Raw genomic sequence first — 25269 nt, forward strand, 5'->3', positions numbered from 1 at the left:
GTGTCGGTGCGCAGTCCCGCACGCGCGGATGTGCCGTCCCGAAGGGCGGCGGCGGCGTTCGCGCTCACCGCGATCACACTGACGGGGCTCGGCTGCTGGCTGGTGGGCACCGCGAGGCTGGTCACCGTCGAGTTCGGCGCCGAGGGCCGTACCGGGCCGTTGCCGGAGGGCACGGCCACGACGGCGGCCTGGGGCTTCGCGCTGGTCGCCTGCTACGGCGCGGGGTTGTGGCTTGGCACGACGGCGGCCAGGTGGGTGTGGCGCACCCCGGTGGCGCGGCGCGCGGTGCGGCTTGCCCAAACCGCCACCGTGGTGGCCGTCGCCGCGCACGTGGCGCAGAGCCTGACGTTGCTGGCCGCCGCCGGCCCGCACCGGGTGGCGCCGTGGGTGTTCGACCTCGTCACCGCCACCGCCGTGCTGAAGTACGGCGCGCTGCTTCCCGCCGTCGTGGTCGCCATGTCCGCGGCGGCCGTACTGCTGTGGCGCTGTGCCGCCCACCCAGGCACCGAGCTGGCGCGCCGAGCCTCCCACGAACTGCGGACCGTGCCGCCCAGCCCGCTGGAGGAAACCGATCCGCCCGCCGCCACCGACTCCCCCACCACAGGGGCCACCAGGTGGCGCAACGCCTACACGGTGCCGGGCGTGCGCCCGGACCTCGTCAGCGACCGGTGGGCACGCGGCGAGGACACCACCGGCGTATGCCTTTCCGGCGGTGGCATCCGCGCGGCCAGTGTCGCGCTCGGGGCACTGCAGTCGATGCGGGCACAGCTACTCGACGCGCACTACCTGGTGTCGGTATCCGGTGGCGGCTACACCGCGGGAGCGCTGCAGCAGGCGCTGACCGACGCCGGGCACCCCGCCGTGGCGGGAACGGTAATGCGCGAACCAGGGTCGGCCTTCACCGAGGGCAGCGCCGAACTGCACCACATCCGTCGCAACTCCAGCTACCTGGCCAACACCCCCGGCGAGCTGCTCGGCGCGCTCGGCAGGGTCGGCAGGGGCCTGCTGCTGTCGCTGACCGTCCTGTTCGGGCCGGCTGTGGTGCTCGGCGTGGTCACGGGCTGGCTGTACGCCAGGGTGCCGGTGACCGCGATGCCGCTGGACCCGGTGTCGCCACCGTTGCCACGCGCGGGCGCCGTGGCGGCCGTCGCCGCGCTGGCGGCCGCCGCGTTCCTGCTGGCGCTGTTCTCGCACGGCGAGGAAGCCAGGCGCGGCCGATCAGCGAGGTACGCGGCCGAGCTGACCATGCTGGCCGTCGTGGTGTCCGTGCTGGTGTTCGTGGTGCCGGTGCTGCTGTGGGGCTCCGCGTGGCTGCTCGACCACACCGACACCGCGATGGGTGTCGGCGGTTCGGTGGGCGCCGTGCTGCTGACCTACCTGACCACCGTGGCGGCCATGTCCTGGCGACACCGGGCCGTGCTCGGCAGGCAGGTCTCCGGGCTGTTGCGGCGCGGCAAAGGCGGGGTGCCCGCGGCGCTGCCGAAGGGACTGACCCAGCGGCTGCTGGTGATGATCACCACCGGGCTGCTGGCGGTGCTGTGGCTGCTGCTGTTCGGCGGGGCGGCCACGACCTCGCTGGCCCCCGGCGATTCCCCGGCACTGGTGTCGGCGGCCGTCGTCGCGGTGGCCGTGCTCGTGCTCGGCGGCGTGTTCGACGTGACGTCGCTGAGCCTGCACCCGTTCTACCGCAGGCGGCTCGCCCGCGCCTTCGCCGTGCGGGCGGTGCGCAGGCACGTCGACGACCAGGTCGTGGCCGTGCCCTACGACCCGGCCGAGCGCACCAAGCTGTCGGCGTACGGGAAGGTAGCGCCGAAGCTGCGGTTTCCCGAGGTCGTCTTCGCCGCCTCGGCCAACCTCAAGGGGGAGTCACGCACGCCGCCGGGGCTGGGTGCGGTGTCGTACACGATGAGTGCGGAGTGGACAGGCGGCCCGGACGTCGGCTGGGTGCGCACCCCCGACCTGGAACGCATCGTGACGAGCAGGTTCCGGCGTGACCTGACGGTGCAGGGTGCCGTGGCGGTCAGTGGCGCCGCGTTCGCCTCCGCGATGGGCAGGTCGAGCCGCTGGTTCCAGGTGCTGCTCGCCGTGTCCGGCGCCAGGCTTGGCGCGTGGCTGCCCAATCCCGGTTTCGTGTGCCGCGCACGGGAGGCCGCGGCACGCGGCGACTGGGCCCACGCGTGGCTTCCCAGGGCGAGGCGGCTGCCGTACCTGCTGCGGGAGGTGTTCGGCGTGCACTCCCACCAGGATCGGCTGCTGCACGTCACCGACGGCGGGCACTACGACAACCTCGGCCTCGTCGAGTTGCTGCGACGCAGGTGCACCCGCATCTTCTGTGTCGATGCCAGCAACGACACCCCGCCGACCGCGACCACGCTCGCGCAGGCGCTGACGCTGGCTGCGCAGGAACTCGGCGTGCGGGTTGAACTCGACGAGCCGTGGCGGGCCGAGCCCGGCTCGGCGGGTAGCGAGAGCAGCGCCGCAGGCGGCCCGCTGGCCGCGAGGCTGGCGGCGAACCCCGTGATCACCGGCACGATCCACTACCCGCCGGAGAGCGGGCTGGCCGAGAAGGTCACCGGCAGGCTGGTGGTGGCCAGGGCGGTGCTGTGGCCCGAGCTGCCCTACCCGCTGCTGTCCTACGCGGCACAGCATCCCGAGTTCCCGCACGACAGCACGGGCGACCAGTGGTTCGACCACGGCCAGTTCTGCGCCTATACCGAACTCGGCAGGCACATCGGCCGGCAGGCCGTGGAGGCGCTGTCCCAGCGGCCCGCCGACACCGGCACGACCACACCGCCACAGCAGCCCAGCCCGACGCCGTGACCGTGACCGTGACGAGTGGGGCACGCGCCGCGGAATAATGAACTGGTGAAGTTTGGTGTGCTCGGGCCCTTGCTGGTGCTCGCGGACAGCGACCAGGGCCCACACATCGGCGGGCCGCGAGCCCGGTCCCTGCTGGCGCTGCTGCTGCTGACACCCGGCAAGGTAGTCACGACTGAAACACTGATCGATGGCGTCTACGGCGAGCGGCCGCCCGGCGACGCCACCAACGCCCTGCAGGCGCAGCTGTCCCGGCTACGTCGTGCGCTGGGTGAGGCGAGGCTGATCGTCGCGCGGGCGGGCGGCTACCTGCTCGACGTCGAACCAACCGACGTCGACGCCCACCGTTTCGAGGCGCTGACGCGGCGCGGTCGCCAGGCGCTGGCCGAGGGTGACCCTGGCACCGCTTCGGCGCTGCTCGGCGAGGCGGTGGCGCTGTGGCGCGGGCCCGCGCTCGCCGATGTGCGCGACGCTCCGTTCGCCGAAGCGCAGGTGGCCAGGCTGGAGGAGTCGCGCGCGACGGCCGTCGAGGACCTCGTGCGGGCGCGGCTTTCCCTCGGGGAATCCGACGCCGTGCTGGCCGACCTGTCCGAGCTGATCGCGACGCACCCGTTGCGGGAGCGGCCACGGGCGCTGCTCATGCGCGCGCTGCACGCCTGCGGGCGCAGGTCCGAGGCGCTGGCGGTGTTCGCCGACGCGCGAAGGGTGCTCGCCGAGGAGTTGGGCACCGAGCCTTCCGGTGAGCTGGCCGCCACCCACCTGGAGGTGCTGCGGGCCGAGCCCGCCGCCAGGCTCACGAATGCCCCCGCGCAGTTGACCAGCTTCGTCGGTCGGCAGGCCGAGCTGGCACGGATACTCGAACTGCTGTCCGCGGCGCGGCTGGTCACCGTGACCGGGCCGGGTGGCTGCGGGAAGACCCGGCTGGCGGTGGAATCCGCCGCCGGCTTCGGCGGGCGGACCTGCTTCGTGGACCTGGCGGCCGTCAGCGGCGACGCCGAGGTGTTCACCGCCACGCTCGCCGCGCTCGGCCTGCGGCGGACACGGCTGTTCGCCGAGCCCGGCGCGGCGGACGATCCTGCCGAGCGGCTCGCCGCGGCGCTGGCCGACCGGGAGTTGCTCCTGCTGCTCGACAACTGTGAACATGTTCTCGACGCGGTGGCCAGGTTGGCGCACACGCTGCTCGCCGCCTGCCCTCGGCTGCGGATACTCGCGACCAGCAGGGAACAACTCGGTGTCACCGGAGAGCACCTCCTCGTGCTGCTCCCGCTGCCCGTGCACGCCGAATCAGAGCAACTCGACTCCCCCGCCGTACGGTTGTTCGCCGAGCGGGCCGCCGCTGTGCGCCCCGGTTTCAGCATGGCGGGGGACGCGGCCACCACCCAGCTCGTCGCAGGAATTTGCGTGGCGCTGGACGGCCTACCGCTGGCCATCGAACTGGCTGCCGCCAGGCTGCGCTCGCTGACCCCGCGACAGCTACACGACCGGCTCGGTGACCACTTCCGCCTGCTCTCCACGGGCGGGCGCAATCCGCACGCCAGGCACCGCACGTTGCGCGCGGTCGTGCGGTGGAGCTGGGACCTGCTGCCTACCGGAGAGCGGCGACTGCTGCGCAGGCTCGCGGTTTTCCGCGCAGGCGCCACCGCGTCCGCCGCCGCCACCGTGTGCGGTCAGCAGGGCGAACCGGATGTCGGGGCCACCGAGGAGCTGCTGTCGGGGCTGGTGGACAAGTCCTTGCTGGACTTCCACGATGGTCGGTACCGGATGCTGGAGACCATCCGCGCGTACGCGGCCGAGATGCTGACCGGGTCCGGGGAGCACCACCAACTCGCCCGCGCCCACGCCGAGTTCTTCCTGGCGCTGGCCGAGGAGACCGAGCCCGCACTTCGCGCGGCACAGCAAGTGCGGGTGCTGGAAAGGCTGGCGCCGGAGCAGGCCAACTTCCACGCGGCGTTGCGCTGGGCCGTCGATGCCGATGCCCGGCTCGCGCTGAGGTTGGTCGGCGCGCTCGGTTCGTACTGGCGGCTGCGGGGCGCTCACGGCGAGGTGGCGCCGTTGGCCGCGCGGCTGCTGGACCGGATCGGCCTCGACCCACCGGCCGGAACCGAGGAAGAGTACGTACTGTGCGTGCTCGCCGCCGAGCCCGCGGCGCCGCCACGCTGGCGCGAGCACGTACAACGGGCAGAGCGAATCATGCTGACGGCACCGTGGCCGGTGCGCAGGCCCGAGCTGCTCATCGGGTGGGCCACCCATGCGGGGCCACCAGCCCCGGACACCCCCGCGTCGCCGATTCACGTGGGGTTCGCACGCAGCGGCGACCCGTGGCACCGCGGGCTGCGACACTTCTCACTGGGCTATGTGAAGCTGTTCCAGGGTCACCACGCGGACGCGGCCCCGCAGTTCGCACTGGCAGACGAGGCGTTCCGCTCCGTCGGCGACCGCTGGGGCAGCGCGCAGGTGCTGGACGGCATGGCCACACTCGCCGAACTACGCAGCGACCACGACACAGCCTTGGCGCTCACCGACGAGGCGATCGAACTGGTCGGTGAACTCGACGCGGCCGAGGAACTGGCCGAACTCTGGTGTCGAAAGGCCGACCGGTTGCTGCGCGGCGGGTACCTCGCCGAAGCTGCCGGATGCTACGAACACGCCGTCGAACGCGCGAAACGTACCGGGCTCGGTTCGACCCTGGCACTGGGCTACCGCGGCCTCGCCGAGTTGGCCACGGCAGCCGGCGAACCCGAGCACGCGAGTCGGCTGTGCGAACGGGCACTGCGGCTTTGCGGCACCGGTTGGCAGGACACGGCCGCGCGCTGCCGGGTGCTGACCACGTTGGGCCGCGCCGCCGAGTCCGAAGGCAAGCTGACCGCCGCACGCGAAAGCCACCACAACGCGCTCGCGCTCGCCCTCGCGCACCTGCCGCCCTCCGACATCGCCGAGGCCGCCGAAGGGCTGGCGGGCGCCGCGATCGTGGCCGGGGCAGCCGAACGAGCAACGCTGCTGCTCGGCGCCGCGGCGGCCGTACGGGGCGCGGCAGCGGTGTCCGCGCACGCCCAGCGGGTGGCGCGCGACTGCCGCCGGGCGCTGGGGTCCGCGGGGTACGGCGCGATCCTCAACCGTTGTGCCGCACTGTCGCGCGAGGAAGCGCTGGCAGCGCTCAGAGCGGGTATTCACGAGGCTTGAGCACGTTGGCCGCCTTGGTGCTCATGCTGTCCAACCAGCCGATCAGCAACCGCGATGTCAGCGCGCGGTAGGCCCGGTCGCGCAGCCAGAGCCCGGTCCTCGTCGCCGGGGCCAGAAACGGTCCCGCACCTTTCGCCTGCTTGAGCCCGGCCGAAGCGGCGGGGCGAACCGCGCGCTCGAACCGCTGGAAGGCCGCACCGTGGTCGGCATCCGCGTGCGCCAGCTCGCCTGCCAACACGTAGGCCGCTGTCATCGCCAGACCCGTGCCGCCACCGCCGGGCCCCGCACCCCACGCGGCATCGCCGAGCAGCACCGTCCGACCCCGCGAGTACCCGGGCAGGTGCACCTGGCACAGCGGGTCGAAGTAAAGGTCGTCGGCATCCCACAAGGCATCCAGCAGGCGCGGCACCTCCCAGCCCACGTCGGCGAACCGGTCCGCGACCAGCTTGCGCTGCTGCGCGACATCGTGCCTGTCGAAGTCCAGCGGCTCGGAGGCGAAGACCAGCGTCACCCGCACCGAGGCCTCGGGACGAAGGCCTGAGACCGTGATCCCCCTGCCCGGCACGTTGTACATCAGCCCGACATGGTCCAGACCCAGGTGGTTCGGTGCGCCGAACCCGGCGACGTAGTAGCCGAGGTCGGTGCGGAACCGCCCCTCAGGGCCGAAGGTGAGGGCCCGAACGCCAGAGTGCAGCCCGTCGGCGCCCACGACAAGGTCGAACAGCCGCGTGCCGCCGCCGGCGAAGGTTACCGCCACCCCCTCCCCCGTCTCGGTCAGTTCCGTAACCCAATCGCCGAAGATGTACTCGGTGTCCTCGGCGGTGGCCTCGTACAGGATGGAGCTCAGCTCCCCCCTCGCGATCTCCACCTCTCCGCCGGCGAACTGTGGCGGCAGGCTCAGCACGTGGCGGCCCTTCGAGTTCAGTACCCGAAGCTCACTCCTGCCGGTACCCGCCGCGACAACACGTTCCAGCAGGCCCATTCTGCGAAGCGCCTCGACTTGCGCGCCACGGAGGTCGACGGCGTGCCCGCTGGTGCGCAGTCGAGGTGAACGCTCGACGATCGTGGTGGTGAACCCGCTACGCGCCAGCCAGAACGCCGCGGCCGGGCCCGCTATGCCCGCGCCGGAGATAAGGACGTGTCGTCTTTTCACGGTTTTGCCTCCCTGGTATCGGTACCGGTGCCCGAGCATGCGGGCACCGGCTTACCGATCACCTACGGTCGGCTGACCGCGGACAGACGCGGTGACGACAGGTCGACGGCTGGGCTCGCGCGACGCCGAGCCCGGCGTTCACCTGGTCCGGCCGGTGTCTGTGCTGGCCGTGCCGGTTTCGGGGTCGCCGAGCGCGGCCCGCACCGACTCCGGTGAGCGGGCGAGGACCGCGCTGCCGTCGTCCGCGGTGATGATGGGTCGCTGGATCAGGATCGGGTGCGTGGCCAGCGCGTCGATCCAGCGGTCACGCTGAGTCGCATCGCGAGGCCAGCCGTCCAGCCCCAACTGCGCGGCCACCGGTTCGCCGGTGCGGGTGATGTCCCAGGGCTCCAGACCAAGCCGGGTGAGGACGTCGCGGATCTCCTGGGCGGTCGGAGGCCGCTCGAGGTAGTGGCGCACCGTGTAGTCGGCTCCCTCGGCGTCCAGCACGGTGAGCGCGGATCGGCACTTGGAACAGGCGGGGTTGATCCAGATCTCCACGGCGACAGCCTCGCACGACACGACACACCACCGCCGCCGGGCCTTTCGGCCCTGGGACGAGGAGACCAAAGCCGCGTCCGCGCGGGGCCGCGGCCACGCTAGGCAGGCCGAAACAGCCGCGTGATGCCCATCGCCGGGAGGCAGCAGATGAGCAGATTCGGGACAACTTTGCCCGCCGTCGCGGCCACGCTGGGTTGCGTGTTCGGTGCGCTCGGCGTCGCCGCCTGCAACGGGACGCCGACCACGACAACGCCCACCCCCACAGCGGAGTCGCCCACCGCGGAGTCGCCCACCGCGGAGTCGCCCACCGCGGAGTCGCCGACGACAGGCGAGGACATCGCCGGGCTCCCCCGCTACCAGCCGTCCGCCACGATCAGCCAGGCCGGGGGATCGACGGTGCTGCGGACGGCCGACTCGGTGCAGCAGGTGCAGCGCTTCTACGCCGACGCGGTGTCGAGCGGCGGCTGGCAGGTCGTCTCGCGGGCCGATACCCCCAACTTCGCCAGCTTCGTGGTGAAGCGATCCGGGCAGGGCGCCTCCATCACGATCGCGCCTGGAACGGACTCGCGGACCCTGATCACCATCAGCACCTATCCGTCGCCATGAGGGCAGCCTCACCGTCCCGGAGACCGGGAACTCGCGGGCAGGAACGCAGGACTCGCGGGCAGGAACGTGGGACTCGCGGGCTCAGGCCGTCATGGGTTCGGCCCCGCTGATGGTCACCGTCTTCACCTGGGTGTGTTCCAACACGGCCTCGGGGCCCATGGTGCGGCCGTACCCGCTGTGCTTGTAGCCACCGAAGGGAGCGCCGATCACGCCGAAGGCCCCGGAGGTGTTCACCGCGACCTGCCCGGCCTCGATCCCCTTGGCCAGCCGGGCGGCCCTTCCGACGTCGGTGGTCCATACCGACGCGGCGAGTCCGTACACCGTCCCGTTGGCCACTTCGAGGGCCTGCGCCTCGTCGTCCACTCCGATCACCGAAAGCACGGGGCCGAAGATCTCCTCCTGCGCGATGCGCATGCCCGGATCGACGTCGCCGAAGATGGTGGGCTCGACGAAGAAGCCCCGCTCGAACTTGCCGCCGGAGATCTTGTGCCCTCCGGTGACCAGTGTCGCGCCCTCCTTCTGTCCGATCTCCAGGTACTCGAGCACCCGCTCCTGCTGGCGTGCGCTGATGAGCGGCCCCATGTCCACGTTCTCGTCCCAGCGGCCAACGCGAACCTTGCCGAACCCCTCGGCGAGCGCCCTGACCACCTCCTCCTCACGACTGCGGTGCACGACCACCCTGGACCCGGCCGCACAGACCTGCCCGCTGTTCAGCGTGATGCTGCGGATGATCGCCGGAACGGCTCTGCTCAGGTCGGCGTCGTGCAGCACCACCTGCGGCGACTTGCCGCCCAGTTCCAGGCGTAACGGCGTGAGGTTCTCCGCGCAGGCGGCCGCCACCGACCGTCCCGCACGCGGCGACCCCGTGAAGCTCATCCGGCGCACGGCGGGATGCGCCGGCAGCGCCGCGCCCGCCTCCTTGCCGTATCCGGTCACCACGTTCACCACGCCCGCCGGGATTCCCGCCTCCATCGCGAGCCTGGCGAGCAGCAGCGCTGCCAGCGGGGCGTCCTCCGCGGGCTTGACCACCACACAGTTGCCCGCACCGATGGCGGGCGCCACGTCGTTGACGAACATCGGCGCGGGCGCGTCCCACCGGATGATGCTGCCGACCACGCCGTACGGTTCGCGCAGCGTCAGCGCGAGGTCGTCGGCGTTGTGCGTCGGTAACGACCGGCCGACCACCTTGTCGGTCTGGCCCGCGATGTACACCAGCATCCGCCGCAGCGGTGACGGCCCCCAGTGCGGGCGCCCCACCTCCATCGACTCGAGCTGGTCGAGTTCCCGCTCGTAGCCGCCGACGAGTTCCGCCCAGCGGTAGAGCAGATCGGCACGGACGGCGGGGCTGGTGTCCCGCCAGCGCGGATGGGCCTGCGCGGCCGCGGCGACGGCGTCGGCCACGTCGGTGGCCTGCCCGCGCGGCACGGTCAGCAGCGACTCACCGGTCGCCGGGTTGATCACCTCGATCGTGTCGCCTCCGCGTGCGGGAACCCACTCGCCGCCGATCAGGTGCGTGTTGTCGGTCAGCAGCTCGTCGATGTTCATCTACCGGCTCCCCCTGTGGGCGACACGTATCGAGGCACAATGGTCGAAGCGGGCAAAGCCGGTAACAACACGCCTTCCACCTCGCGGAAAGGCGGCCCATATGGTCCTAACAGGACAGTTACCCGGCGAGCGCGCGAGAGATCCGCCGCGCCGTCGTCACCACGGCGGGCACGATCGTCTGCTGCTTCCAGCCTCCCGGCGGCGGTTTCTCGTTGCCGCGCGGTGCGAAACCCGTCGTGGGTACCACGACGCCGACCGCGGAGACCACGTCACCGTCGGGGCCGTGGATGGGGCTGGCGATGGCCACCGCGCCCGGCGTGATCTGGCCTTCCGTTATCGCCACCCGGGTACGTTTGACCTCGGCGAGCGCGCGCCGAAGTGTGGGCGAATCGCAGATCGTCTTGCTGGTGAACCGCTGCAGCGGTCCGCTGAGTACCTGTTCCTGCACGTCGTAGTCGGCGAAGGCGAGCAGCACCAGGCCGGTGCCGGTGGCGTGCAGCGGCCAGCGACCGCCGATCTTGCTCAGCAACTCCACGCCACCCGGCGCGTGCAGCCGCTCGACATAGACGACTTCGAGCCCTGCGCGCACGGCGAGGTGCACGTTCTCCCTGGTGGCCGCGTGCAGATCCATCAGGTACGGCATCGCGACCTCGCGCAGCTCCAGTCCCCTGGTCGACGACGCGGCGAGTTCCAGAACCTTGATGCCGATGCGGTACTGCCGCTCGTCGCGCTCCAGCGCACCCCACTCGGTCAACTCGCCGACCAACCGGTGGGTGGTCGTCAGGGTCAGCCCGGCTCGCCTGCTGATGTCGGTGAGTGACAACGGCGCTCCTCCCGAGGAGGAGAAGGCCGACAGCACGGCGAGCACCCGCGCGCACGCGGTCTGCTTCTGTTCCTTGGCCTCGTCACCGGCCCTGGATCGCACGTGCATCGACTCGACCGTCACCGCGCCCTCCTGTGCTCCGCTGCCTGGGGACGGCCTCATCGTGACGCACATTTGTGACGCACGTCAACATTCGTTCCTGCCATCCGGACAGGTTGCTGGTCACGGTTTGGTTTCCGTACCACGAAAGAAGCGAAAGCCGCCCCCCTGGAAAACGCTCGTACGCGAAGGGGGCGGCTTGCACCGGGCTCGCCGCTGGGCGTGCTGTTTCAGCCGCTGGGCGTGACCCGCTGGAGGTAAGCTGCCGCGTCCTCGGGTTCGAAGTACCAGTCCGCGAGATCGGAAGGGTTGTTGACGCCGTTGGCGAACCGGTCGGCCACCACCTGGTTGGTCTGCGCCGCGCCCAGGATCATCTGGACGTGCTCAGGCGGCGGCTCCAGCATCATGTTGGTGAACCGGGTGACGTGACGGGCGTGCTCCCAGTAACGCTCGAACGTCTGCCGCATCCACGCCGCGTCGAACGGTTGGTCGGCACGGCTGAGGATGCCGTCGAGATAGATCTCCGCGCAGCGCGCGGCATTGTTGGAGCCCTGCCCGGTCACCGGGTCGTTGGCCACCACGACGTCGGCCATGCCGAGCACGATGTTGCCGGAAGGCAGCTCACCGACCGGCTTGCGCACCACCGGCGGGTAGCCGCCCGTCAAGGTTCCCTTCGGGTCGGTCAGCTCGGCGTCCTTGAACCGCTCGTACTCCCACGGGATGTACTGTTTGAAGAGTTCCAGCTGCCTGCGTACCTGCTCGTAGGGGTCTGGCCGGTCGGAGAAGGCGTCGAAGGGGCCTCCAGGAATTCCGGACATGTAGAGGATGTCGCAGGCGCCGCTGAGCGTGTAGCCGGGGATGTTGATGTTCTCGCCGATCCCGGGAATGATGTTCATCCACACGTAGACCGAGCCAGGCAGTTCCGGGCGCGGCCCCACGCCGTGCAGGTAGGCCACCGACAACGCCCGCTGTGGCCGCGTGTGCACCGACCGCGAGTCGTCACGGTCGAACAGCTCGACCAGTTCTCCCTTGCCCGCCGCCACGATCGTCAGGTCGTACATTCCGGCGAGCGTGTTGAGGTCGGCCGTGGTGACACCGTGGATGATGACCTTGCCGCCCCAGTCCTCGAACAGCTCCAGCCAGCGCGCCATCTTGACCCGCTGGTCGACCGACTGCGCAGGACCCGGCCACTCCCCCGCCCAGTTGAGCGCTCGATCACCGTCCGGTCCGGCCAGCGAGAACCCCTGGTGGGTGATGGCGGGCGCCACGTCGTCCCACAGGTTGATCCGGTGCTTGCGTTCGATGGTGAGCGCGTCGTCGAACATGCATTGGGTCGACATCACCCGCGCGGCCCGGATCTCGTCCGGTGTCCGCGCCGACATCACGGTGACGTCGTAGTCGTGCTGCCGCAATGTCAGCGCCAACTGCAGGCCCGACTGGCCTGCGCCGACGATCAGGATCTTGCGCATCCGCGCGAGCCCTCCCGTATTTCGTTGTTATCCCCTTTTGTGCCGGTACCGGTCAGCCGCTGTTGGCCCGATCAGCGCCGACGGACGCGAGGTAGGCTGCCGCCTTCTCCGGGTCCATGAACCAGTGCTGGAAATCCGAGGGGTCGCAGAAGCCGTTGACGAACCGGCGTGCCACCGCCTCGTTGTGCTGTGCCGCCCCGAGGATGTCCATGACGTGGGGCGGCGGTGGCTGCAGCATCGCGTTCGTCCACTGTGTCACGTGCTGGGCGTAGTCCCAGTAGGTTTCGAACGTGCCGTGCATCCACTGCCTGTCGAAGGGCTCGCTGCCACGTTGCAGGATGCGGTCCAGATACACCGCGGCGCACTTTGAGGCGTTGTTGGAACCCTGCCCGGTGATCGGGTCGTTGGCCACCACGACGTCGGCCATGCCGAGGACGATGTTGCCGGAGGGCAACTCACCAACCGGCTTGCGCACCACCGGCGGGTAGGAGCCGGTGAGTGTGGCCTTGGAGTCGGTGAGTTCGGCGTTGCGGCTGCGCTCGTACTCCCACGGCAGGTAACGCCGCATCAACTCCAGGGTCCGGTTGAGGTGCTCCTGCGGTTCCGGCCGGTCGTCCCAGCAGTCCAGCGGGCCACCAGGGATGCCCTCGAAGAACAGGATGTCGCAGTTGCCGCTGAGGGTGTAGGCCGGGATCATGAACAGCTCGCCCACACCCGGGATGATGCTGAAACGCACCGCGGCGAACTCCGGGTGTTCGGGCCTGCGCTCCACCCCGTGCGCGTACACCACGGACAGGATCCGCTGCGGCGTGGAGTAGGGCGAGCGGGCGTCGTCGCGGTCGAACAGACCGACAAGTTCGCCCTTGCCCGCCGCCACCACCACCAGGTCGTACATCGACGACAGCGAGTCCAGATCGGCGGTGGTAACCCCGTGGATGATCAGCTTGCCGCCACGCTGCTCGAACAACTCGAGCCAGCCCGCCATCTTCACGCGCTGGTCCACCGACTGCGCGTAGTCGTCCAGCCTGCAGAACCAGTCCAGCGCCCTACTCGAATCGGGTCCCGCGATGGACAGGCCCAGTCCCTCCACCTTGACCGTCTGCGACTCCCACAGGTTCAGCCCGTGGTCGCGCTCGTGTTGCAGAGCGTCGCGGAACATGCACTGCGTGGACATGACTCGCCCACCACGAATCTCGTCCGGCGTACGTGCCGACATCACCGTGACGTCGTAGTCGTGCTCCCGCAACGTCAGGGCCAACTGCAAACCGGACTGGCCCGCTCCGACGATCAGGACGCTACGCATTCGCCCTGACCCTCCCGGGCTCCGACAGCTCCGCCAACGACAAGGTGTAGGAGACGAGCTCCCGCAACGCCTGCGCGGTGGAAGCCGGGTCGCGGGCGTCGCAGGTGATCAACGGAACCTTGGGGTTGAGCGCCAGCGCGTCGCGCACCTCGTCGAGGTCGTGCGCGAGTTGGCCGTCGAACTTGTTGACGGCGACGATGAACGGCAGGTCGGAGTCGTTCTCGAAGTAGTTGATGGCCGCGAACGACTGGTCGATGCGCCTGGTGTCGACGAGCACGATCGCGCCGAGCGCCCCGCGCGAGAGGTCGTCCCACAGAAACCAGAACCGGGCCTGGCCGGGCGTGCCGAACAGGTACAGCAGCAGGTCCGAGTGCAGGGTGATACGTCCGAAATCCATGGCCACCGTGGTGGTCGACTTCGTCCCGTTGGGCGGAAGCTCGTCGATGTCGGAGCCCGCCTCGGTCATCCACGCCTCGGTGTTGAGCGGTGGCACCTCGGAAACCGATCCGACGAACGTCGTCTTGCCGACACCGAAACCGCCCGCGATGACGATCTTCGCGGAAACCGTGAGCAGGCCCGCGTCGTCCTCTCCCTCCGGTGCTGCGAGCCCGGATTCAGGCCGGTAGCCGCTTGAGTCCATCGAGGATCCTCTCGAGTACGTTGCGATCGTGCTGGTAGGCGTGCGCCGTCGGGTGTATGTAGATCGCGCCCTGTGCGGCCAGGTCGCTCACCAGAACCCGGACTACCCCCAGCGGGATGCCGAGCAGGACGGACAGCTCGGCGATCGACACGCGTGTGCGGGCCCGCTCGTACAGCTTCCGCGACTCTGGCATCAGCGAGTCGCTCAGGCTGGGGTCGTAGTGCGGCACGGAGATCAGCGTCTCCACCAGCAGGTCGTAACGCGGTTTGGTGCGTCCTCCGGTGAGTGCGTAGGGACGGATGCGCTTGCTGCGCATCTTCTTCGGCTGACCGGCACCGTTTTCATCGGACATGCGTTCTCACATCCTCGCCGCTGTCAGCCTTGTGTCCTGCGCGCTGTCAGCACGCGGCGCAGGTCGGCACGTATTTCTGGGGTCAGCGCATGACCAGCGTTGGTGACGAACTGCGTCATCTCGTATGCGACGACCTTCATGTCGCAGTCCGGACCGGTCAGCACCGCGAGCCCCGCTCCCGACCCGATGCCCATGAACAGGAAGTACCCCTGCGACAGCCGGATGATGATCTGCTCGCAGGTGCCCTTGTCGAACAACGTCGCGCTGTTGCGGGCCAGACTGAGCAACCCGCTGGCGATGGCGGCGAGTTGCTCGGCGTCATCGCTGCTGACCTGATCGGAGCAGGTCAGCGGGAACCCGTCCGACGACATGATCAACGCGTGCGTGACGCCGTGGACCTTGCGGACGAAGTCGTTGATCAGCCACGAGAAGTTCTGGTTGTGGGATTCGATGTCGGCCGTCACTGCTCTTCCTCAGAACTCGAGTCCGCTTCACCGCTGTCGCGCCGCTGCGCGCGTGCGGTCTGCTCACCGTCGGAGAAGGCGTCGAGGTCGGCGAGCAACTTTTCGTGGCCCTCCGGGTCCGGCCAGTCCGGTTCCTTCTCCACGCGGGCGGGGGCCTCGCCACGCTCACCGGAGGGGTTCTTCAGACTCCGGGACACCCGGCGCGGCAGGCCGCTGGGTGTGGTCCCTCCGTCCGACGGCACCGGCCTCGGCTTGGGTAGCCGGGTGGGTTCGTGCTCGCGCGGCGGCGCCGACATGGCGTTGCGCTGCGGCAGCCCGCTCGCGGTGGTGGCGGGCGGCTCCGTGAGCACCGACGAACCGGGTGCGGCCGCCGGTTGGAAGGCGCCTGCCGGACGCGGTGTGCTGCCGTTGGGCGGCGGCTGCGACACGACCACGGTCTGTGTGCCCGACCAGCTCGCCTCCGGCAACTCGGCCACCAACGAGCCGGGAAGCAGCACGGTCGCCGTGGTGCCGTGGGGAAGCCTGCGCTCGAGGAACACCCGCATCTGGTGCCTGGCCGCGAGCCTGCGCACCACCGCCAGCCCCATGTGCCGCACCGCGTCGTCGTCGAGCACCGGGGCGGTGGACAGCCGCTCGTTGAGCTCGCGCAGCCGCTCAGGAGGCAGGCCGATGCCCTCGTCCTCGATCCGGACAAGCACGCTGCCCTGCTCGGTGAGGTGTGCGCTGACCCGCACCAGCGAGTTCGGCGGGGACTGGTTCGCGGCGTTGTCGAGCAGCTCGGCGAGCAGCCTGCTGAGGTCCTCCGCGGCGAAGCCGACGACGCCAAGCGAGACCACCCGGCCGATGGTGATGCGGGAGTACTGGTCGATGGACGACATGGCGGCGCGTACGGCGTCCACGAGCGACGCCGTGTCGGAGGTCATGTCGCTGGCATCGCGTCCCGCGAGCACCCGCAGGTTCTCGGCGTTGCGGCGCAGCCTGGTCGCCAGGTGGTCCAGCCGGTAGAGCTGGGCGAGCCGCTGGTCGTCCTCCTCCTTGCTCTCCATCTCCTCGAGCTGGGAAAGCAGCGAGTCGACGAGGTTCAGGTCACGCAGAGCGATGCTCGCGCAGATGTCGATGAGCGCCTGCTCGGAGTCGCCTCCCGCCGGCGCGGGCGGCGGCGCCTCGATAGCAGGTCGTTCCGAAGCCGGCAGCGGCACAGGCGCCGTTACCGGCCTTGGATTGGCCAAAAACTGGGCCGCCGCCACTCGCGAACGGTCCAGCAACACACGTGAGCGATCCAGCAAGTCGCGTGCTCTTGCCCGCCTCGCCATGGCAGTCCACAACCTTCTTGTCGCGTACGGGCCCTCAAGGGAGTTCGGTCACCCCGCTGACCGACGGAGGCTATGCAAGCACGGACGGGTTATCTTGTCCACAACCGGTCCGTGAGTCGTCGCTACGGGTGATGTGCTATTAGCCCCTCCGCGCCACGTCGGACCGGTCGACACCCGTTCGAGGTGCACAACGCGGGGCAGGACGCACACCCTGGGTTGCCAGCCTGCCGGTGGCCTTTGGCAAGATACGAGCCCTGGTGCGCAAGGTTGGCCGTCGACAAGCTCGGTGAGGCGTGATCGTGGAAGGATTCGCAGTGAACTCCCAGACCGCGCAGGTCGACGATCTTCGGCTCGTCGCGCTGCAAAGCGCCGTCAACTGCACCGATCTGTTCGTCCGCTTCCAGCTCACCGAATGGTCGCTGCTGGACATGTTCGACGACGTCGCCGCCGCCGCGAGGGAGCTGGTGCAGGCGGTGGTGGACAAGACGGCCGCCGACGCGCCCGGCTTCGTCACCGTGCGGCTTCGACTGTCCGGCGACTGCCTGCTCGTGGAGGTCGAGGACGACCAGGTCGCGCGGGCCCACGACGAGGCACCGGTCGTGCGTGGCAGGCAGACCGGCTCGGTCCCGCTGGAGGGCAGGGGCAAGCTGGTGTGGTGTGAACTCCCGTTGCCGCCGGGAATGACCGCCGAGCGGGTCCGGCTGCCCCGCCGCGACCAGCGACGGTCGCAGGTTCCCGAGCACCCCGACGGGGAGGCACCCGGGCCGGACCCGGAGCTCGTCGACCGGGTACTGGTGGGCCTGCAGCGCCGGGAGTGGTGACGCCGCCCGCCTCGCCCGCGAGTCCCCCGCTCCCGCCCGCGAGTTCCCCGTTCCCGCCCGCGAGTTCCCCGTTCCCGCCCGCGAGTTCTGCCTTCCCGCCCGCGAGATCCCCGCTGCGGGAGCGTCGTGGCGCGGTAGCGGCGCCCGGTGTAACGGTTCGGCACGGCAACGACGGCTCGGCCTTACCCAGCAAGGCCCGCATGCTCGACGATCTCGACCACGGCCGCCTCGTCGCCGAATGCCATCACGTGCACACCCGCGACGCCCTCGATCTCGCGTACCCGGCCTACGATCTCGGTGCACAGCCGTAGCCCCTCCTGCCGGAACCGGCGCGGCGCCACCCCCAGCAACCGGTCGGCCACCGCGTCCGGGACGCGCACGCCGGGCAGCCCGGTGCGCAGGTGGTGCAGCATCGCCGGAGTCCGCGGGTAGCCCACCCCGGCGAGAATCCGGCAGCGCTCGTGCAGGCCCAGCGCCCGCACCGCCGCCATCCAGCGGGCGAACCCGGCCACGTCGAACACGAACTGCGTCTGCACGAACTCCGCGCCCGCCGCGATCTTCTTTCCGAGGCGCGCCGCGCGCTCGCGCACCGGCGGCACGAACGGGTTCTCCACCGAGCCGATCCGCCAATGTGGCGGGGGATCCACGCGGCTGCCCGACAGCAGCCGGCCGCGGTCGCGCAGCATGCTGGCCGTCCACACCAGCTGCACGCTGTCGAGATCGAACACCGGCACGGCCTGCGCGCCGGGTGGGTCGCCGGCCAGCAACAGCACGTTCGGGATGCCGAGCGCCCCAGCACCCAGCAGGTCGGCCTGTACCGCCATGCGGTTGCGGTCCCTGCCGGTCAGCTGCATCACCGGCTCCACGCCCGCGCGCAGCACCAACACAGCCGCCGCCAGGCTCGACATCCGCACCGTGGCACCCGGATTGTCGGTCACGTTCACCGCGTCGACCCGGCCGCGCAGCAGCCGCGCCCTGGCCTCGACCTGCTCGGGGTCGGCGCCCCTCGGCGGCCCGAGTTCGGCGGTGACGGCGAACCGCCCCGCCGCGAAGGCCTCGGCGAGGCTCACCTGATCACCGGCCGGGCCCCGACGCCACCGACCGGGCCGACCCCAGAGCCGGCCGGGTTCGCACTCATCGCTCCACTATCGGCCCCACCTCGGCTGCTCGCTCAGCGAGCTCGGATTCAGCCTGGCGCTGTTGTCGCCGCCGCCAGCAACCGCGCCGCCGCGTCCACGTCGTGTTCGCGCACCACCACCAGCACGCCGTCGGCCAGCGAGCGGGCCTGCTCCACCAGTTCGCTCGCCAGCAGAAGACCGACGCCGCGGCCGTCGTCACCCGCCCGTTCCCGCTGCGCAAGCGTCGACAGTGTCGAAAGCGGAACCGTGACGTCGGGTACCTCGTAGGCGAGGAACTCCGCCTCTGCGAACCCGCTCAGCGGCGAGACGGCGACGAGTATCGGGACGCCCTCGTCGGACAGTTCCGCCACCATCCAACGCAACGTGGTCAGCTCGTACACCGGTCTGGTGATGAGGAACTGGGCACCCGCGGCGATCTTGGCGCGGGTGCGCGCGATCTCCGCGTCGACGTCCTCGGCACCCGGGTTGCAGCGGGCCCCGATGTGGAACGACGTCTTCGTGGCCAGCGAAAGGCCGTCGCAGTCACGGCCGTCGTTGAGTCCTGCCACCAACTCGACGAGGCCGACCGAGTCGACCTCCCAGATGCCGTCCGCGTTGGGATAGTCGCCACGCAACGGCGGGTTGCCGGTCTCGCACACCACCGTGCGGGTACCGAAGGCGTGTGCGCCGAGCAGGTCGGCCTGTAGGGTCATGATCGTCTTGTCCCAGGTGGTGACCGTGGCGATCGTCTCGATGCCCACCTCGGACTGCAGGTGCAACGCCAGGCTGGTCGAGCTCAGCTGCGCTCCCGCGCCACCCGCGGCGGAGACGAGGATCAGCTCGGCCCCCCGTTGCCGCACCTCGGTTGCCAGCTCAGCGGCCTCGTCGGCGACACCGCCCCGCGGCGGCGCGATCTCGGCCGCGACGACGAAGCCGCCCTCTGCGAAGCGCTGCGCGAGCCCACCCTGCTCCTCGGGCGCCGCGGCGGGTGGCCTGGCCGCCCGCCCGCGCGAGGTTCTCCTGACGTCCAAATCGGACACAGCGGCGGCGACCGCCCTGATATGCCCCGGGGTGGTGCCGCAGCAACCGCCGACGATCGAGACGCCTCGCTCGGCGCAGCGGCGGGCATAGCGGGCGAAGTAGTCGTGATCGAGGCTGTACTCGAACCGGCGCCCGCGCACTCTGCGCGGCAACCCGGCGTTGGGCTGCGCGCTCAGTGGCAGCGTGGTGTGCCTGCGCAGCTGCTCCGCCACCGCAAGCGTGCGTTGCGGCCCGACGGTGCAGTTCACTCCGAGCGCGGTGACGTCGAGTTCGGCGAGTGCTGTTGCCACCTCGCGCGGGGTCTGCCCTCCAGGGGTACGGCCCTCGGAGGTGAACGTGGCCTGAGCCAGGATCGGCAACCCGGTCGCCGTGGCCGCGGTCAGCACCGCCTCGGCGAGTTCGTCGAGGTAGCCGAACGTCTCCAGCACCAACAGATCGACGCCCGCGTCCGCCAGCGCCAGCACCTGTTCGCGAACGGCGGCAGCGCGGTCGGCGGCACCGACCTGGTTTCGCCTGCCCGTGCTCACCGCGGGCGCGACCGAACCACCGACGAAGACCTGCCGCCCGGCCCGCCTTGCCGCCTGCCTCGCCAACCGGACCCCGGCGCGGTTGATCTCGCCGATGTCGCCGGAGAAGCCGTGTTCGGCCAGCCTCGGCCTGCTCGCGCCGAACGTGTTGGTCAGCAGGATGTCCGCCCCTGCGTCGACATAGCTTTCGTGGACCGTGCTGACAAGGTCGGGATTGGACAGATTCAATTCCGGCAGCGACCGGTCGAGTGAGTTGCCCGCCGCGTGCAGCATGGTCCCCATCGCGCCGTCGCACACCAGCAGCCGCTCGCGTACGGCTTCGGCGAAGTCGCTCATCGTCCCTCCCCGACCGCGTCCAGGATCTCCAGCGCGACCTGCGCCAGCAACCGGTCGCGGTAGCTGCCGAAGTCCAGTGAGGTCAGCTCCTCCACCCTGCGTACCCGGTAGGTCACCGTGTTCGGGTGCACGTGCAGTACCTGCGAGGCACGCTGCGGGCTGTTGTTGGCCCTGAAGTAGCAGCCGAGCGTAGTGAGGTAGTCGGCGGCGTTGCCGCGCCCGCCCGCGGTGAGCCCGCCGAACACCTCACGTGCGAACTCCCGCAACTGCTCGGGATCGGCCACCTGCAGAAGCAGCCGGTGGATTCCGAGGTCCTCGAAGGCGACGGCGACCCCGGTGCGGCCCATCCGCCTGGTCACCTCCACCGTGCGCCGCGCTTCGCCGTAGGAGCGGGCGATCTCCGTCGGCGGACGGCACACCGCCCCGATCCCCGCGGTGACCGCGACCGTGCGGAACAGTTCCCGCATCCGGCGCAGGCAGTCCCGCGCCAGCCGCTCGGCCCTCGGCGCCTCGGGGTCGGGTTCGCCGAGCACCACAACCACCTCGGCGTCGCGCACCGCCGTGATCGCCTCCGGCGCGTGCGTGGTGAAGAAGCGTTCAACGGCCGAGGCCACGCGCCTTTCCAGTTCCGCGCTCTCGCCACCGGAGCCAGGCTCGTCGTTGTCGTACACCAGGCAGATCACCCGGTGGTCGCGCTCGGTGTCGTAACCGAGGTGGCGTGCCCACCGCAGCACCTCCTCGGCGTCGCCGCCGGTTCCGGACAGCAGGCCCTCGACGAGGTCGTAACGGACCTGTGTCGCGGCGGCGGCCACCACGCGCTCGCGGCCGAGTATCACGCCGCAGATCGTGGCCGCGTGTTCGGTCAGCAGCAGCCGCAGGTCCTCACCGGTGCGCTCGGCGGCATCGTCCAGGGTCATCAGGTAGGCGGGGACCTGGTCGCCGACGAGGATGGGAGCGACGATGACGGGCCCGGCCTCCTCAACGTCGGGAAGCCGCAGCGCACGCCGGGTCCTGCCCGCGACGCCGAGCACCTGCGCCAGCCGAGGGTGCACCATGCGCTCACCCACCAGCCGCGCCGCCTCGTCGGTGCTCGACGTGGGCGACGCTGCCGCGAGCACGGTGAGCTTGTCGTCGACGACGGCCACGGTTGCGTCGACACGCTCGGCGATCAGTTCGGTGACCGCCTCGATGCCGTCGTCCTGCACCGCCAGGCTGGACAGGTGACGGTAGACGGCGACAAGGCGTCGCAGCGCGACATTCTCGCGCCCGATGTCGTCGGTTTCCGCCAGCCTCGGCGCCACCATGCCGGGAGGTTAGCAGAAGCGGCGCCGCACCCGATGTCGAGTCGTTGTGCTCGACCACAACAAGAACCCGCCGAGAATCCTTTCGGTGACCGAAAACCCCGGTTGCGCGGCCGGGAAGGAGTTGTTTCGCGGCCCACGCGATTGGCGCTCACCTGCTGGTGAAGCCGCGCCGATCGGCGAGGGAACCGCGCAGGAAACGTCCGACGTAGTGGACCGCACCCGGTATTGTGCCCGGATCACAGATTCGCCCGGCACGGTTTGTGCCCGCACTCATTGTCGCCGCGAGAACGGCGCGCGTAGCGTCGGCGCTCTACGGCAAGCGATCGGGGTGCGATATGAGCGGCGCGAGCGGCACGGAATCTTGCCCGCACTGCGGGCTTCCACTGGCGAGCACGGACCAGGATTCGGTGCGAGCCCTGACGCGCGAGGTCGAGAAGCTGCGCGGTATCGCCCGCGACCGGGCAGGAGCGGAGGCGGCTTCGGCCAGGCAGGACCGGCAGCGCATCGAGGAGCTGACCCGCGAGGTGCGGTACCTGCGCGAAACGGTCGCCCGGCTCAGGGGTGCTCCGGCGGCACGTCCCCTGCTGCGTTCCTGACATCGGCCGCGCAGCGCAGGATGGCGGCCGCACTGCGGTCGACGTCGGCCTCGGTGGTGGAGTGGTTCGACACCGCTATCCGCAGGTAGCGATTGCCCCGCCAGGTGGTGCCACCCAGCCAGCAGGTGCCCTCACGCTGCACGGCCTCGATCACCCGCTCGGTCTGTTCGTCGTCGCCGAACCGGACGAGCACCTCGTTGAGCACCACCTCGTTGGCGACCCACGCGCCGCCGTCGGCCAGTGCCGAGGCGAACCGGCGAGCCAGCGTGTGGCAGCGCAGTATCAGCCGGGCAAGGCCGTCCCTGCCAAGTTCGCGCAGCGCGGCCCACACCGCGAAACCCCTGGCCCGCCGCGACGACTCGGGAACGAGGTCGCCCAGCGCGGGCGAGCCCGTGCCGGACCCGGCGAGATAGGCGGCGGTGTAGGACATCGCCGCCGCGTGTACGTCGGGGCGCGAGCAGAACGCGAAGCCGCTGTCGTAGGGCACATTGAGCCACTTGTGCCCGTCGCAGGCCCACGAGTCGGCGAGTTCGACGCCGTCCACGAGGGCCGCCGTCGCCGGGCTCGCCGCCGCCCACAGCCCGAACGCGCCGTCCACATGCGACCAACCGCCGTGCCGCCGCACGAGCCCGCAGGCCGCGCGCAGGTCGTCGCACGCGCCGGTGTTCACGTTGCCCGCCTGCAGGCACACCAGCACGGGGCCGCGGCCGCTGTCGAGCACCCGTTCCAGGTCCGCGATGTCGATCGCACCGTTGCTGTCGGCGGCCACCGGTTCCAGCACCGAGGTTCCGAAACCGAGCAGCCGCAACGACGCGTCGATCGTGGCGTGCCGTTCCCGGCTCGCCACGACGCGAACCTTCGGTGCACCCGCGAGCCCGTCGCGTTCGACGTCCCAGCCCGCCCGCGCCAGCAGGTGGTGCCGCGCGCAGGCAAGGCCAACGGTGTTGGCCGCCTGGCCGCCGGTGACGAACCCGACCGAGACCCCTTCGGGCAGGCCGAGCACGTCCGCGAGCCATTCACCCGCCACCTGCTCGGCGGCGGCCGCGGCCGGCGCGACGACGGCGTTGAAGGCGCACTGGTCCCAGCCGGTGGCGAGCATGTCGGCCGCGGTAGCGGCAGGCAGCGAGCCTCCGACGACCAGTCCGAAGAACCGGGGGCCGACGGTGGCGACGAGACCGTCCTGCGCGGCGGCGCGCAGCTGGCGCAGCACCTCGCCGGGCGGGGTCGGCTCACGCGGCAGTTCGCCGCCGAACCGCTCGCGAAGCGTGTCGGCGTCGATGCGGGCGCCGACGTCACGAAGGTGCGCGCCGCGCCGGTAATCGGCCGCGGCGGTCGCGGCCCGCGTCAGCAACTCCGTCAGCTCGTCCACGAGGCCTGACTGTACGCATGCGTACCGCGCCCGCGCTGGCGAGCACGACCGCCGCGATGCCCACCCATTCGACGGCGGCCAACCGCTGGCCGAGTACGGCGAATCCGGCGAGCGCCGCGATGGCCGGTTCCAGGCTCATCAGCACGGCGAACGTCGCAGAGGGCAGCGTGCGCAGCGCCAGCAGCTCCAGCGTGTACGGCAGCATCGACGACAGCACCGCCACGGCGAGGCCCAGCGCCAGCGTGACCGGATCCAGCAGCGCCGTACCCGCGGCGGCCGCGCCGACCGGCAGGCTCAGCACGGCACCGAACACCAGCGCGAGCGCCAGCCCGTCCGCGCGGGGGAAGCGGGCGCCCACCCGCGAGCTGAGCACGATGTAGCAGGCCCACAACACGCCTGCCGCCAGCGCGAAGGCCACGCCCGCTGGTTCCAGCCGCGTGAACCCGCCCCGCCCGAGTAGGAACACCCCGGCCAGCGCCAGTGCCGCCCACCCCCAGCTCGCCGGGCGGCGTGAGGTGGCCGCCGACAGTGCCAGCGGCCCCAGCACCTCGAGTGTCACGGCCGATCCCAGCGGGATGCGTTCGATCGCCTGGTAGAACAGGGTGTTCATCCCAGCCAGCGTTGCGCCGAAGGCCGCCACGTGCAGCCAGTCCCGCTGCCGGTACCCGCGCACGGCCGGCCTGCACACCACCAGCAGCACGGCGGCGGCGAACACCAGCCGCAGCGCCACCACCCCGAGCGATCCGGCGCGAGCGAACAGCAGCGCGGCCACGGCCGCACCGAACTGCAGCGAAAGTGCCCCACTCAGCACCAGCCCCACCGAGCCGAGCCGCCGGGTGGAACCGGGTGGATGGGGCGGGGAATCGGGTAGCGAATCGGCGCGAGTCACCAGCTGGACGCTATGGGCGCGGCCGTCGGCTGTGAAATGCCGATCGAGGTGGCATTATGCTTGCCGCGCATGACCGTCGAGCTGCGCCACCTGCGTTGCTTCCTCGCCATCGCCGAGCAGGGCAACATCACCCGCGCCGCCGAGAAGCTGCACCTGTCCCAGCCCGCCGTGTCGCGGACACTGCGCCAACTCGAAGCGCATCTCGGGGTTCGGCTGGTCGACCGCTCCACCCACAAGCTGGCGCTCACGACGCAGGGCGAGCGGTTACGCGAGCGGGCGGCCACCGCGCTCGCCGCCGTGCGGGAGGCGCTCGACCCCGCAGGGGTGGGGCCGTCGCCACTGCGAGTGGGACACGCGTGGGCCGCGCTGGGCCCGCACACCGCGACCCTGCTCCGGCGCTGGGAGCGCGAGCATCCCGGGTCACCGCTGGAGCTGCTGCGCGTCGACGAGCGCACCGCGGGGCTTACCGACGGCAAGGTGGATGCCGCACTGCTGCGGACGAAGGTGTCGGTGAGCGCCGTGGTGTGCGAGCCGGTGCTCACCGAGCGGCGGGTCGCGGCCGTGCCGACAGGGAGCCGCCTCGCGGGGCACCGGACGCTGAGCATGGCCGACTTCACCGGCGAGACGGTGGCCGTCAACCCCGTCTCCGGTGTCACCACGCTCGACCTGTGGCCGGTGCGGACCCGCCCGACCAGGACGCTGGAGGTGGCCAACACCGACGACTGGCTTGCCGCGATCGCCGCGGGCCGCGCGGTCGGGCTCACCACATCGGCGACACCGAGTGTGCACACCTATCCGGGTGTCACGTTCCTGCCGGTCACCGACGCCCCACCCATTCGGGTCGTACTCGCGTGGCGGCGCGACCGCCCTCATCCCGCCGTGCCTTCGCTGCTCGGGCTCGCCCGCGACGTGGTCGCCACTCGCTGAACCCCGCCGGGCGGGCGGCCGGGATGCGCCAAGGGCA

Annotated in this window: 21 protein-coding genes; 6 read left to right on the forward strand and 15 right to left on the reverse strand. The window is 70.8% G+C overall.

Translation table 11 applies throughout. The features are described from left to right. A complete protein-coding gene (locus FHU38_RS13200; protein WP_313886759.1) occupies positions 1-2820 on the forward strand; it encodes a patatin-like phospholipase family protein in 2820 nt (939 codons plus the stop codon). Positions 2821-2865: 45 nt separating this feature from the next. Then, positions 2866-5997 carry a BTAD domain-containing putative transcriptional regulator gene (locus FHU38_RS13205; RefSeq protein WP_313886760.1) on the forward strand — a complete coding sequence of 1044 codons (3132 nt, stop codon included), beginning with the start codon at positions 2866-2868 and terminating at the stop codon, positions 5995-5997. On the opposite strand, the gene FHU38_RS13210 is transcribed toward FHU38_RS13205, so the two are convergent. Together FHU38_RS13210 and FHU38_RS13215 are read right to left on the reverse strand one after the other, a co-directional pair. Then, a complete protein-coding gene (locus tag FHU38_RS13210) occupies positions 5972-7150 on the reverse strand; it encodes an FAD-dependent monooxygenase (protein ID WP_313886761.1) in 1179 nt (392 codons plus the stop codon). The two genes, FHU38_RS13205 and FHU38_RS13210, sit on opposite strands and share 26 nt — an antisense overlap. A gap of 138 nt (positions 7151-7288) precedes the next feature. Next, the gene (locus FHU38_RS13215; protein WP_167176038.1) at positions 7289-7690 is read right to left on the reverse strand and encodes an arsenate reductase family protein; all 402 of its coding nucleotides are present in this window, start codon (positions 7688-7690) and stop codon (positions 7289-7291) included. A 147-nt stretch (positions 7691-7837) separates the two neighbouring features. Here FHU38_RS13215 and FHU38_RS13220 point away from each other — a divergent pair, with 147 nt between their 5' ends. Next, positions 7838-8296 carry a hypothetical protein gene (locus tag FHU38_RS13220; RefSeq protein ID WP_167170895.1) on the forward strand — a complete coding sequence of 153 codons (459 nt, stop codon included), beginning with the start codon at positions 7838-7840 and terminating at the stop codon, positions 8294-8296. Between the two features lie 81 nt (positions 8297-8377). On the opposite strand, the gene FHU38_RS13225 is transcribed toward FHU38_RS13220, so the two are convergent. The 8 genes from FHU38_RS13225 to FHU38_RS13260 form a co-directional block, all read right to left on the reverse strand. Beyond that, positions 8378-9841, reverse strand: a complete 1464-nt coding sequence (locus tag FHU38_RS13225) for an aldehyde dehydrogenase family protein (protein ID WP_167170896.1) — start codon at positions 9839-9841, stop codon at positions 8378-8380. Between the two features lie 118 nt (positions 9842-9959). Further along, positions 9960-10826, reverse strand: coding sequence for an IclR family transcriptional regulator (locus FHU38_RS13230; RefSeq protein ID WP_243852247.1), 867 nt, complete (start codon positions 10824-10826; stop codon positions 9960-9962). Between the two features lie 167 nt (positions 10827-10993). Next, the gene (locus tag FHU38_RS13235; protein ID WP_167170898.1) at positions 10994-12232 is read right to left on the reverse strand and encodes a styrene monooxygenase/indole monooxygenase family protein; all 1239 of its coding nucleotides are present in this window, start codon (positions 12230-12232) and stop codon (positions 10994-10996) included. Positions 12233-12284: 52 nt separating this feature from the next. Then, the gene (locus tag FHU38_RS13240) at positions 12285-13535 is read right to left on the reverse strand and encodes a styrene monooxygenase/indole monooxygenase family protein (RefSeq protein WP_167170900.1); all 1251 of its coding nucleotides are present in this window, start codon (positions 13533-13535) and stop codon (positions 12285-12287) included. Then, positions 13528-14175 carry a GTP-binding protein gene (locus FHU38_RS13245; RefSeq protein WP_167170902.1) on the reverse strand — a complete coding sequence of 216 codons (648 nt, stop codon included), beginning with the start codon at positions 14173-14175 and terminating at the stop codon, positions 13528-13530. The genes FHU38_RS13240 and FHU38_RS13245 overlap by 8 nt, the downstream gene beginning before the upstream one ends. Continuing rightward, positions 14150-14527 carry a DUF742 domain-containing protein gene (locus tag FHU38_RS13250; RefSeq protein ID WP_009154330.1) on the reverse strand — a complete coding sequence of 126 codons (378 nt, stop codon included), beginning with the start codon at positions 14525-14527 and terminating at the stop codon, positions 14150-14152. Before FHU38_RS13250 ends, FHU38_RS13245 begins: the two co-directional genes overlap by 26 nt. Positions 14528-14550: 23 nt before the next feature. Further along, entirely contained in the window at positions 14551-14991 is a 441-nt protein-coding gene (locus tag FHU38_RS13255; protein WP_167170904.1) for a roadblock/LC7 domain-containing protein, read from the reverse strand. Further along, a complete protein-coding gene (locus FHU38_RS13260) occupies positions 14988-16304 on the reverse strand; it encodes an ATP-binding protein (protein WP_167170906.1) in 1317 nt (438 codons plus the stop codon). The genes FHU38_RS13255 and FHU38_RS13260 overlap by 4 nt, the downstream gene beginning before the upstream one ends. A gap of 314 nt (positions 16305-16618) precedes the next feature. Between FHU38_RS13260 and FHU38_RS13265 the strand changes: the two genes are divergently transcribed. Then, positions 16619-17125: an ATP-binding protein gene (locus tag FHU38_RS13265; protein ID WP_167170908.1), complete on the forward strand. Its 507-nt coding sequence runs from the start codon at positions 16619-16621 to the stop codon at positions 17123-17125. A gap of 182 nt (positions 17126-17307) precedes the next feature. Here the strand turns inward: FHU38_RS13265 and FHU38_RS13270 are convergent, their stop codons facing one another. From FHU38_RS13270 to FHU38_RS13280, 3 genes are all read right to left on the reverse strand, one after another. Beyond that, positions 17308-18195, reverse strand: coding sequence for a methylenetetrahydrofolate reductase (locus tag FHU38_RS13270; protein WP_167170910.1), 888 nt, complete (start codon positions 18193-18195; stop codon positions 17308-17310). 116 nt (positions 18196-18311) lie between these two features. Then, positions 18312-20147, reverse strand: a complete 1836-nt coding sequence (locus tag FHU38_RS13275; protein ID WP_167170912.1) for a bifunctional homocysteine S-methyltransferase/methylenetetrahydrofolate reductase — start codon at positions 20145-20147, stop codon at positions 18312-18314. Beyond that, complete coding sequence (locus tag FHU38_RS13280; protein ID WP_167170915.1) at positions 20144-21451, reverse strand: PucR family transcriptional regulator; 1308 nt, start codon at positions 21449-21451, stop codon at positions 20144-20146. The genes FHU38_RS13275 and FHU38_RS13280 overlap by 4 nt, the downstream gene beginning before the upstream one ends. 335 nt (positions 21452-21786) lie before the next feature. Here FHU38_RS13280 and FHU38_RS13285 point away from each other — a divergent pair, with 335 nt between their 5' ends. Further along, the gene (locus FHU38_RS13285) at positions 21787-22047 is read left to right on the forward strand and encodes a hypothetical protein (protein WP_167170917.1); all 261 of its coding nucleotides are present in this window, start codon (positions 21787-21789) and stop codon (positions 22045-22047) included. Here FHU38_RS13285 and FHU38_RS13290 read toward each other — a convergent pair. Continuing rightward, entirely contained in the window at positions 22007-23416 is a 1410-nt protein-coding gene (locus tag FHU38_RS13290) for a pyridoxal phosphate-dependent decarboxylase family protein (RefSeq protein WP_167170919.1), read from the reverse strand. The genes FHU38_RS13285 and FHU38_RS13290 overlap by 41 nt on opposite strands. Continuing rightward, positions 23340-24305 (reverse strand): EamA family transporter, encoded by a 966-nt coding sequence (locus FHU38_RS13295; protein ID WP_167170922.1) that lies wholly within the window; start codon positions 24303-24305, stop codon positions 23340-23342. Before FHU38_RS13295 ends, FHU38_RS13290 begins: the two co-directional genes overlap by 77 nt. 69 nt (positions 24306-24374) lie before the next feature. Between FHU38_RS13295 and FHU38_RS13300 the strand changes: the two genes are divergently transcribed. Then, on the forward strand, positions 24375-25232 hold the full coding sequence (locus tag FHU38_RS13300; protein ID WP_167170925.1) for a LysR family transcriptional regulator: 858 nt from the start codon (positions 24375-24377) through the stop codon (positions 25230-25232). The last annotated feature ends 37 nt before the right edge of the window (positions 25233-25269 follow it).

It is taken from the genome of Saccharomonospora amisosensis (genome assembly GCF_011761185.1).
In the GTDB taxonomy this organism is placed as follows: domain Bacteria; phylum Actinomycetota; class Actinomycetes; order Mycobacteriales; family Pseudonocardiaceae; genus Saccharomonospora_A; species Saccharomonospora_A amisosensis.